Source organism: Synechococcus sp. R3-13, assembly GCF_047462195.1.
Classification (GTDB): Bacteria; Cyanobacteriota; Cyanobacteriia; order Thermostichales; family Thermostichaceae; genus Thermostichus.
Map to the genome: position 1 here is coordinate 1 of NZ_JANSIO010000033.1, position 9,982 is coordinate 9,982.

The 9,982-nt window shown below is 57.4% G+C and carries 10 protein-coding genes; 5 read left to right on the forward strand and 5 right to left on the reverse strand.

What is annotated here, in order from left to right; translation table 11 throughout:
• Positions 1-17: 17 nt before the first annotated feature.
• Positions 18-887 carry a M48 family metallopeptidase gene (locus NW856_RS00980; protein WP_011433741.1) on the reverse strand — a complete coding sequence of 290 codons (870 nt, stop codon included), beginning with the start codon at positions 885-887 and terminating at the stop codon, positions 18-20.
• Between the two features lie 34 nt (positions 888-921).
• Complete coding sequence (locus tag NW856_RS00985) at positions 922-1,590, reverse strand: hypothetical protein (RefSeq protein WP_414398645.1); 669 nt, start codon at positions 1,588-1,590, stop codon at positions 922-924.
• 175 nt (positions 1,591-1,765) lie between these two features.
• Here NW856_RS00985 and treY point away from each other — a divergent pair, with 175 nt between their 5' ends.
• The gene (gene treY / locus NW856_RS00990) at positions 1,766-4,567 is read left to right on the forward strand and encodes a malto-oligosyltrehalose synthase (protein WP_414398646.1); all 2,802 of its coding nucleotides are present in this window, start codon (positions 1,766-1,768) and stop codon (positions 4,565-4,567) included.
• Positions 4,568-4,571: 4 nt separating this feature from the next.
• Here treY and tpiA read toward each other — a convergent pair whose 3' ends face one another.
• Positions 4,572-5,324, reverse strand: coding sequence for a triose-phosphate isomerase (tpiA, locus tag NW856_RS00995; RefSeq protein WP_414398647.1), 753 nt, complete (start codon positions 5,322-5,324; stop codon positions 4,572-4,574).
• Between the two features lie 217 nt (positions 5,325-5,541).
• On the reverse strand, positions 5,542-5,952 hold the full coding sequence (locus NW856_RS01000; protein WP_414389244.1) for an FHA domain-containing protein: 411 nt from the start codon (positions 5,950-5,952) through the stop codon (positions 5,542-5,544).
• A gap of 212 nt (positions 5,953-6,164) precedes the next feature.
• On the opposite strand from NW856_RS01000, the gene NW856_RS01005 reads away from it, so the two are divergent.
• From NW856_RS01005 to NW856_RS01020, 4 genes are read left to right on the forward strand one after another with little or no spacing between them, the layout of a single operon-like run.
• A complete protein-coding gene (locus NW856_RS01005) occupies positions 6,165-6,581 on the forward strand; it encodes a rubredoxin (protein ID WP_414398649.1) in 417 nt (138 codons plus the stop codon).
• Between the two features lie 8 nt (positions 6,582-6,589).
• Positions 6,590-7,579, forward strand: a complete 990-nt coding sequence (locus NW856_RS01010; RefSeq protein ID WP_049749647.1) for a photosynthesis system II assembly factor Ycf48 — start codon at positions 6,590-6,592, stop codon at positions 7,577-7,579.
• 30 nt (positions 7,580-7,609) lie between these two features.
• Entirely contained in the window at positions 7,610-8,698 is a 1,089-nt protein-coding gene (gene murG / locus NW856_RS01015) for an undecaprenyldiphospho-muramoylpentapeptide beta-N-acetylglucosaminyltransferase (protein ID WP_414398651.1), read from the forward strand.
• Between the two features lie 18 nt (positions 8,699-8,716).
• Positions 8,717-9,472 (forward strand): endonuclease III domain-containing protein, encoded by a 756-nt coding sequence (locus NW856_RS01020; protein WP_414398653.1) that lies wholly within the window; start codon positions 8,717-8,719, stop codon positions 9,470-9,472.
• Positions 9,473-9,494: 22 nt separating this feature from the next.
• Here the strand turns inward: NW856_RS01020 and NW856_RS01025 are convergent.
• A partial coding sequence (locus NW856_RS01025; protein ID WP_414398655.1) for a CBS domain-containing protein occupies positions 9,495-9,982 on the reverse strand: 488 nt, incomplete at its 5' end.

The following is a 9,982-nucleotide window of genomic DNA, read 5'->3' on the forward strand; positions in this document are numbered from 1 at the left end:
GGTCGGAGTCGGGTAGTTTACGAAGCAGCCGTTGACGTCCGCGGTGCGGAGCCCAATCCCTGGAGCTCCAGGATCTGCTGATAGGTGTTGCTGCGGAACCAACGCTCGATTTCTCTGGCCCGCAGCACCGGCAGCGGATGGGTGCGCCCCACCGTTTGCATCTGCTTCAGCTCCATCTGCCACAGATCCCCGTCCAGCTCGTCGTAAGTACGGGCCTGCTCCAAAAAGGCGTCCACGTTCAGCTTGGAGGCTAATTGCGGGGATCCCCCACACAATTTCATCAACACCGAGATCACCGTCTTGGCATCTTGGGCTACCAACAGCGCCGCCCGGTCACAGGTAAACTCGGCACACCGCAGCCAGTGCATCAGTTGATCCTGCAACGCCTGATAAAACAACCCCCCGAAGGGGAGCAAGCTGGTGGAGAGCATGAGAATGTTGGCCATCGTCAAGTAGACCCCGTGATTGCACTTCAAGTGGCCCAATTCATGGGCGATCACGGCCTGAATTTCCGGCGGCTCCAACAGATCCAGCAGAGAGCTGTGCAAGACAATGAAGGGCTTTTTCCCCTGCATGGCAAAGGTGTAAGCATTGGGCGTGGGGTTCTGCCGCACGTAGAGCTGGGGCACCTCCAGATCCAAGATGCGACAGGCCTGCACCAAAAGCTGATGAATTTCCGGCAACTGATGCTCGTTAATTTGGATACTAGAAGCAATGTTGTCCAGATAAAATATCTGTCCTGCCGTTGAGCCAAGCCAATTTTGAATCAGCAGGCCCAGCCCCGGCACTTGCTGCAGAGAGCGGGTGGCTTGCAGATCCACGGGATGACGAAATTGGTCGGCCCGCAGGCCCAACAGAATGCGAGGTTCTCGTTGAATGGACGACATAGACAATAGACAACAGAGGGAGAAAGGACTTCGGTTACAACTCGTAGGGCACAAACTGGCGGTGGCGATTCAACAAAAATAGCCGCTCCGGCGGCGGATCCGGCAGGGTCGGCTTGTCAGTAAGATCAAACGGGTTTTCTCCAGAGGGGATCTCCCAATAGACCACATGATCTTGAATGCGAGTGCCATCGGTAACAAAGCGCCCAGTATCGGCGGCAGCACGCTCAGCGCGGCGATAGAGTCGCCCTTGCCAGGTCAAGTGCGGGGGCAGCCCCAATCCCAAAAACAGTTGCTGCCGACTGGATTCCTGGTTGAACACCGTTTGCAGGCGATCCGCCCAGATCCTTGCCAGATCTGCCGGTTGGGGAGCAGCATGAGCCTCTGCATCGGCTGGAGTTACCTCCAACAGCAGTTGCTGGTTCAAAAGAATCCGAGCGGCTTGAGCTGGGGGATCCCCGCTGCCGGTCGTCGAGGGATTGGGACTGGGGATATCCAGACTGACCTGCACCTGAGGGCTGCTGGCCTGTAGCAAAATCTCTTCCAACCGTTGCTTCAGCAGACGGAGGCGAGCGGGGGCATCGGGGGTGCGCAGGGTCAAAACCAGCTCACTCCCCACCCGAAACTCGCTTTCTGCCCAGGTTGCCTCACTCCGCCAACTCCCCATCAGCCCACCCACGAGCAGGATCCCTGCCCACCTCGCCATCCTTGCCGGCCCCCTTACCGGGGGTGAAGCGCTCCTCTGTGGCCTTGACAAGTTCACTAACCTCGCCTCTCCCCTGCAGGACTCCTTGATCTTAGCCGCTACCCTAGATACATCTGTTCTCTTGACCCTATGCCGTTGGCAAGCTCGGCTTCTTTGTCATTGTTCTAAGGTCATCATGCGGATCCCGACTTCCACCTATCGCATTCAGTTTCATGCTGGGTTTGACTTCGACGCAGCACGACAGATTGTTCCCTACCTGAAGTTGCTGGGCATCAGTGACTTGTATGCCTCTCCCATCTTCCAAGCCCGCAAAGGCAGCACCCACGGCTACGACGTGGTGGATCCCAGGCAGATTAACCAGGAACTGGGGGGAAGCGAAAAGTTTGAGCTCTTGTGGGAAGCCCTCAATCAGCAGGGAATAGGCTGGATCCAGGACATTGTGCCCAATCACATGGCCTACGATGGCCAGAACCAGATGCTCATGGATGTTCTGGAGAGTGGCCCCAACTCAGATTTTGTTGACTACTTTGATGTGAATTGGAATCACTCTTACCTGGGGATCAAAGGCAGAATCTTAGCCCCTTTCTTGGGAGATTTCTATGACAAATGTTTGGAGTCGGGTCAAATCCAGCTTCGTTATGATGCCGATGGCCTAAGTATTAACTACTACAACTTGAGGTTCCCCCTCAATATTGACACCTATGCCGATGTTTTTACCTACAACCTGAGCAAGCTGCGGCGAAAATTGGGACGCAGCCATCCCGACTACGTCAAGTTACTCGGGATTCTCTTCAGCCTGAAATTCATTCCCAGCAAGGAAGATCTCCTAGAGCGCACCGATCAAATTAGCTTTGCCAAGCATTCTTTGTGGGAACTCTACACGTCTAGCCAACCTATCCAGAGCTTTTTTGACGAGAACATTGCCATTTTTAACGGCAAGCCAGGGGATCCGTCAAGCTTTGACCTGCTGGATAGTCTTCTGGCGCGGCAACATTTCCGCCTTTCCTTCTGGAAGGTGGGTGCTGAGGAGATCAATTATCGTCGTTTCTTTACCATTAACGAGCTGATCTCGCTGCGGGTAGAAGATCGCGAAGTGTTTCGCAAAACCCATCAGCTTATCTTTAAGCTTGCAGAACAGGGGCGTTTTAGTGGTTTGCGCATCGATCATATCGATGGGTTGTTCAATCCCGAAGAGTATCTCCATCGCCTGCGGGAACGCTGCCCAAATCTTTACATCGTGGTAGAGAAAATACTAGAGGCCAATGAAAGTCTGCCCCAAAGCTGGCCGGTTCAAGGCACAACGGGCTATGATTTTTTAGCTAAGCTCAACGGCATCTTTTGTCAAGAAGAAAATGCAGAGGCTTTTGACTCTCTCTATCAAAATTTCACAAATCTACGGCATTCCCCAGAGCAGGTTATCGAAGATAAAAAACGCTTGATCATCGAGCGCAACCTGTCAGGGGATATGGATAATCTTGCTTTTTTGCTCAAGCAGATCACCAGCCACCATCGCTATGCCAATGACTTTACCCTCTACAGCTTACGTCGAGCTTTGGTAGAAGTTTTGGTGTGCTTTCCGGTCTACCGCGTCTATATCCACGAAGGGATCCTCAGTCCAGAAGGTCAACAGGTGGTTCGTCAAGCTGTGGAGAAGGCCAAGGAGAACCTGCCCGTTTTGGTGAATGAGCTGAATTTTATTCAGCGCTTTCTCTGCCTGGAGTCTCTGGACAATTTATCAGACCAGGAGAAAAATGAGCAGATCCATTTTGCCATGCGCTTGCAGCAGTTGGCTGGCCCTCTCATGGCCAAAGGGGTAGAAGATACTGCTTTTTATGTGTACAACCGCCTTTTATCTCTCAATGAAGTCGGCGGGGATCCCTGTCGCTTTGGCCTTTCGGTGCAAGAGTTTCACCGCTTTAATCAAGAGCGGGCAGCTCGGTGGCCTCTGTCCATGAATGCTTCTGCCACCCACGACACCAAGCGTGGCGAAGATGTGCGGGCCCGGCTGAATGTGCTTTCTGAAATCCCCGCCGAGTGGGAAAAGCACATCAACCTTTGGCATGAACTGAACCTCGGCTACAAAGTCCGCAGCAAACAAGCCAAGCGCTCAGAACTGCCGGATCGCAATGACGAGTATTTGCTCTACCAAACTTTGCTCGGCTCCTATCCCTTCCAACCGGAAGAGGTACCCCAGTTTGTACAGCGGGTCAAAGATTATGCCATCAAAGCAGTGCGGGAAGCTAAAGTTCACACCGCTTGGCTTCGCCCCGATACCGAGTACGAAGAAGCCACTACCGCCTTTATCGAACGGATCCTTCAAGGCCCTAACCCCTTTTTGGAGTCCTTTTTGCCTTTCCAACGGAAAGTTGCTCACTTTGGCATTTTTAATTCCCTCTCGCAGACGCTGATCAAACTGACCAGCCCTGGGATCCCGGATATTTACCAAGGCACGGAACTGTGGGATTTGAGCATGGTGGATCCCGACAATCGTCGGCCTGTGGATTTTTCCCGTCGCCTCGCCTATTTGGAAGAAATTCAGCGGCGGGTTAAACAGGATCCTCTCCAACTCATCGCGGATTTGCTCCTGCACCGCAGCGACGGACGCATTAAGCTGTTTCTGATTTACCACGTGCTCAAGGCCCGCCAGGAACAGCCCCAATTGTTTCTCGAGGGCAGCTACATTCCTCTGCAAATCAGCGGATCCCATGCTGACTATGTTGTGGCTTTTGCCCGTCAGCACAGTAAGCAGGTATTGCTCACGGCGGTGCCGCGTTTCCTGACAAAGTTGATCGACGAAACCCAAGATCCTCTGGGAGAATCCGTTTGGGCAGATACCGAAATTCATCTGCCGCGCTGGAAGCGGCTGGACTGGGTGAACGGGCTAACCCAGGAAAGGATCCCTGCCGGCGAAACCTTGCCGGTGGGCGTTGTCTTGAAATCCTTCCCGGTAGCCCTGCTGTGGGGACAATCCCGCTAGCGGCCTAGGCGGGGGCTAGGGCCTGAAAATGGACGATGCGGGCAAACTCTTGGGGGTCTAGGCTGGCCCCTCCCACCAACACGCCGTCGATCTCAGGCTGGGCCATCAGCTCGTCGATGTTGCCGGCCTTCACCGAGCCGCCATACAAAATGGGCAGTTGGGCATTGCCCAAGTGTTGCCGGATCAAGCCGATGACCCGGTTGGCCTCTTGGGCTGCGCAAGTCTGGCCGGTGCCGATGGCCCAAATGGGCTCATAGGCAATCACCAAGTTCCCCAGATCGATCCCCGGCAAGGCGCGATCCAACTGCCCCACAATCCAAGACTCGGTCAAGCCTTGCTCCCGCTGCTGCTGGCTTTCTCCCACACAGAGGATGGGGGTAAGGCCGTGCCGCTGGGCGGCTGCCAGACGCCGATTGACGGTTTCGTCCGTCTCGCCGAAGTACTGCCGCCGTTCGCTGTGGCCGACGATGACGTAGCGCACCCCCAATTCCGCCAGCATGGGGCCGGAAATTTCCCCGGTAAAAGCTCCCTGATCCTCCCAATGTAGGTTTTGTGCTCCCACGGCTATGTCGGATCCGCGGCTTTGCTCTGCCACCACCGCCAGGTCTGTAAAGGGCACACATAGGATGATCTGCCGCTGGGATGCTGACCCTGACGGCGATGACCGTAAAGCCAGGCCCAACTCTCGCAGAAACTCGCGAGCCTCAGCCTGAGTCTTGTGCATTTTCCAGTTGCCGGCAATGAGGATGGGGCGCAAGATGAGATCCTCCCTTAGAGACAACAGAAGGAAGGGATCCCGCAAGCAGAAAGCCCAATAAAACAGCAGGGATCCCAGCTTTGTTTTTTCGTATGACACAGTTTACCAGCAAGCGATCCCGAAAATACGGCGACGGGATCCCCTCTCCAAGCGCCGGTTAACCCTTCAACCAGCATGCAGACGGGACAGGCCAAGACCCAACAGGGAAGGCAGCTTCCTACAGCCCAACGATCTGGGTGTTTTCAAAAGTAGCCAGGATTTCATCCAGATCCTTGTTTTGCACCGAGTAGGTAGCAGTGGCATCGTTGCCAAACTGAATCTCGTCCCCGTCCTCAAGATCCCGAAATTCCACCCGTTGCCCACGCACGTAAAGGCCGTTGGTGCTGGGGGTGCCCTGAATGTCTCCGTCGATGATTTGGTAAGTGAACCCATCGGGAGAAGAGGGGGATTCTGTTTTGACCAAAATGGCGTGGTAGCGAGAGGCGTACTGGGAGTCGATGCGAATGCTGTTGCGTGGATCCCGGCCTAAGGAGTAGAGCTCAGCCGTCAACCAGTAGGCTTTTGGCCCGTGACGATCCTTGACGATCAGCACGTGATTGAGGGCTGGTCGGCGAGGGGGCGTGGTCATGAAAGGCACCCGCTTGCACAACACTGAGGGCAAGATAGCCAAAACATAACATAGGATCCCCCAGGTGGATCCCTATGTCCACCGGATAAGTCTCTTCAGGTCGGCATCCCAGGCTGGTGCGGGATCCCCCTGAGCAACAAGAAAGGGTCTGAGTAGATTTTTGTAACAATTCCTCTCATAATAGGATCGACGATGCAGATGGATCCCTGACCATGAATGGCTCGCAACCGGATCCCAGTGCTCAACCCCGTTCTCCCCAGACACCGAAGCTCATTGAGTTGCCAGAAGATGAAACCGATGCGCAGCTCAGCGATCCCCTGCGGATGCAGCGCTACGAATGTCGTTCTTGTGGCTATGTTTACGAACCGGCTAAGGGGGATCAGCTCAATCGGATCCCGGCGGGCGTACCGTTTGAGGAATTGCCAGCCGATTGGAAATGTCCGGTGTGCCGAGCCGGTAAGCGCTCGTTCCAAGCAGTGGGCGCCAAGGGCAAGCCTTCCGGTTTTCAAGAGAACCTGCGCTACGGCCTGGGGGTGAACGTGATGACCCCTGCTCAAAAGAACCTGCTGATCTTCTTGGGACTGGCGCTGGGATTTTTATTTTTGATGAGTTTCTACTTCGTCGAGTGAGGGTCAAGATGTTCAAACCCCTGAGGCTGGTGCTGCTGATTGCTGTCTCGGTGCTGCTAATGGCGGCGCGGATGCCCAACATGCGGGTGGTCCCCTGGCAGCAGGTGGAAGTGCCCACCCAGAACATTCTGCTGGACATTGCCTTCACCGGCACCACCCCTTCCCATGGCTGGTTGGTGGGAGACAAGGCGACGCTGCTGGAATCCCGCGATGGGGGTCTGCACTGGCAGGTGCGGGAGCTGCCGGGTCTGGAGCCGGAAGCCTACCTGGCCTCCATTAGCTTTGCTGGGGCAGAAGGCTGGGTGGCCGGGCAGCCGAAGATCCTCCTCCACACCCTAAACGAGGGATCCGACTGGACTTCCATTCGCCTTAACAACCAACTGCCAGGGGAGCCGCTCTTGATCCAGGCTCTGGGCCCTGGCGCCGCCGAAATGGTGACCAATGTGGGGGCCATCTACCGCACCGAAGATGGCGGTCAGACCTGGCATGCCCAAGTGGATGAGCCGATTGGGGCCATCAAAAACATTGCCCGCGGCCCTGAAGGCGAATATCTGGCGGTGTCGTCGCGGGGCAGCTTCTACTTTCTGTACACTCCTGAAAGTCGCACCTGGAAGCCCTACCCGCGGGAAAGCTCCCGCCGCATTCAAAACATGGGCTTTGGCCCCCACGGCAGCGCTTGGAAATTGAACCAAGGGGCGGAGATCGCCTTTACCGATGACTTCACCTCCGGCCAGTGGTCGTCGCCGCTGCGTCCAGGGCGGGCCCTCAGCTTTGGCTACCTCAATGCCGCCTACCAGAACGACCACGACCTGTGGGTGGTGGGGGGTGGCGCTACCCTGATCCACAGCCCTGATGGTGGCAAAACCTGGGAACAGGCCAAGAAACTCAGCAACATCCCCGCCAACTTCTACAGCATTGAGTTTTTCGGCCCCGAGCAAGGGTTTATTCTGGGGCAACGGGGCACCCTCTTGCGCTATGTCAGCTCCAACAACTCCTGAAGGTCTCAGGGATCCCTAACCGGCACACGGGTGGACACACGCGCCAAGGATCCAGCTTCACGCCCGCGGCTGCTGGTTGCTGCCAGTGGCACTGGTGGCCACATTTTTCCGGCCTTGGCCGTTGCCGAGCAGTTGCCCGACTGGCAGATCGAATGGCTGGGGGTGCCGGATCGGATGGAAGGGAAGCTGGTGCGGGAGCGCTATCCCTTGCACCGGGTTGTCATGTCCGGCTGGCAGGGATCCCCTCTCCACAGGCTGCAGGCCTTGGCCCAACTGGCCCGTGCGACCCTACAAGTGCGCCGACTCCTTATGTCGGGACGGTTTGATATTGTCCTGACCACCGGTGGGTACATTGCCGCTCCGGCCATTTTGGCCGCCCGTTCGCTGGGGGTGCCGGTGTTGCTGCACGAGTCCAATCGGATCCCGGGCAAAGTGACCCGTTGGCTGGGGAGATTTTGTCAGGTGGTGGCGCTGGGCATGGCGGAGACGGCAGAGCATTTGCCAGGGGTGGCCGCCCAAGTGGTGGGTACGCCGGTGCGGGCCGAGTTCTACACGCCCCAGCCTTTCCCTGCCGACCTCCCCATTCCCGACGGGGATCCCCTCATTGTGGTCATGGGGGGCAGCCAAGGGGCGCGGGGCCTCAACCGCATGGTGGCCACCTGTGCCCCAGCTTGGTTGGAGGCGGGGGCCTGGATTGTGCATTTGACCGGCGGCAGCGAAGCTCAAGATCCGGAAGCCAGGATCCCCAGCCATCCCCGCTACCGGCCCTTTCCTTTCCGTCGAGATGTAGCTGCCCTGCTGCAGCGGGCCAACTTTGCCATTAGCCGCGCCGGAGCCATGAGCCTGGCGGAGTTGCTGGTCACCGCCACCCCGGCCATTTTGATCCCCTATCCCTTTGCTGCAGAAGATCATCAGTATCAGAATGCTCTGGCCTTCGTGGGGCGCGGTGGGGGGGTGGTCATGCGAGAATCCGAAGAGAATCTGGACTTGCTGCGGCAAACGGTGTTGACCTGGTTGGCTCAGCCGCAGGTGGTTGCCCAAATGGCCGCCCACTTGCAAGCCACAGCTCCCCCCAATGCCAGCAAGGCCATCGCCCGTCTGTTGCAGGAAATCCGCTAAAGTTCTGCCCGTTAAGCTGTGGTCCAGCAGAGAGTGGATGGTCTTTCCCACTGCCCGCCTGCGCCCGCTCAAGCAGCGGAGCCCCCTGCCCTGCTGGCGGAACTCCCGCCCGCCGACAGGATGGAATCGCTGTTGATGCGGCTAGAGCAGTGCTTCGGGATCCCCCAGCGGGCTCCCAATGGCCTTTCCCCTCACCCCGATCTCCTGGACGAGTTGGTGGGCACGATCCTTTCCCAGAACACCACTGACACCAACAGCAGCCGTGCCTTCCGCGCCCTCAAAGCCGCCTTTCCCTCTTGGGAAGCGGTCTTGGCCGCCGATCCGGCAGATCTGGTTCAGGTGATTCGCCCCGGCGGCTTAGCCCACCTCAAGGCAGTCCGAATTCAGGAGATCCTGGCTGCCATTCAAGAACGACAGGGATCCCTGAGCCTCGACTTTCTGCGCGACCTGGACGACGCCGGCGCCCTCGATTTTTTGCTCTCCCTGAAAGGGGTAGGGCTGAAGACCGCCACTTGTGTGTTGTTGTTCGGGCTGGGTCGGGATCTCTGCCCGGTGGATACCCATGTGCATCGAGTGGCCAACCGTCTGGGCTTGGTGCGGGCCAAACATCCCGACGACACTTTTGCTCAGCTTTCCCCTCAGATCCCCAGAGGCAAAGCCTATTCCCTGCACGTCAACTTTGTCCGGCTGGGCAAGCGCATTTGCAAGGCCCGCATGCCCGAATGTGGCCGCTGCCCGCTGCGTCCCACCTGCCCCTCTGGGCGGCAGCGCTGATCCCCATCAACAGGACGGAGCTCTACTCTGCAGGCGCAACAGAAGCATCTGGGATCCCCTCTTGTCCGTTCCTGCCGGCGTCTCTCTCTGCTGGGGGAACTTCCAACTCCAGGGCTTGCCGCACCGATTGAATCTCTTGGGAGAGCAGCACCCGCTCTCGATCCAACAGGCCGACGATCTGCTCCGGGTCTTCCCGCGAGACCACTGGCAATTGGCGCAAATCGTATTCGTACATCGGCTCGGCTGCCACTGCCACCGCCTCATCGGGGAAGGTGGTGAGAACTGGGGATTGGCTGACCTCCTGCACGGTCAGCTCCGCCAACTCCGCCGCCTCCTTGTGGGCCAAGGCCCGCTCCAGGTCTTCCAGGGTGAGAATGCCCCGCAGCCGCTCCTGTCCGTCCACCACCAACGCGCTATGGCACTTTTGCTGCAGCAAACTCTCCAGAGCTTCTCGCAGCGGTGTGTCTTGCCGAAGCAAAAGAGATGGGGGCACCATCACCTCTTGCACCG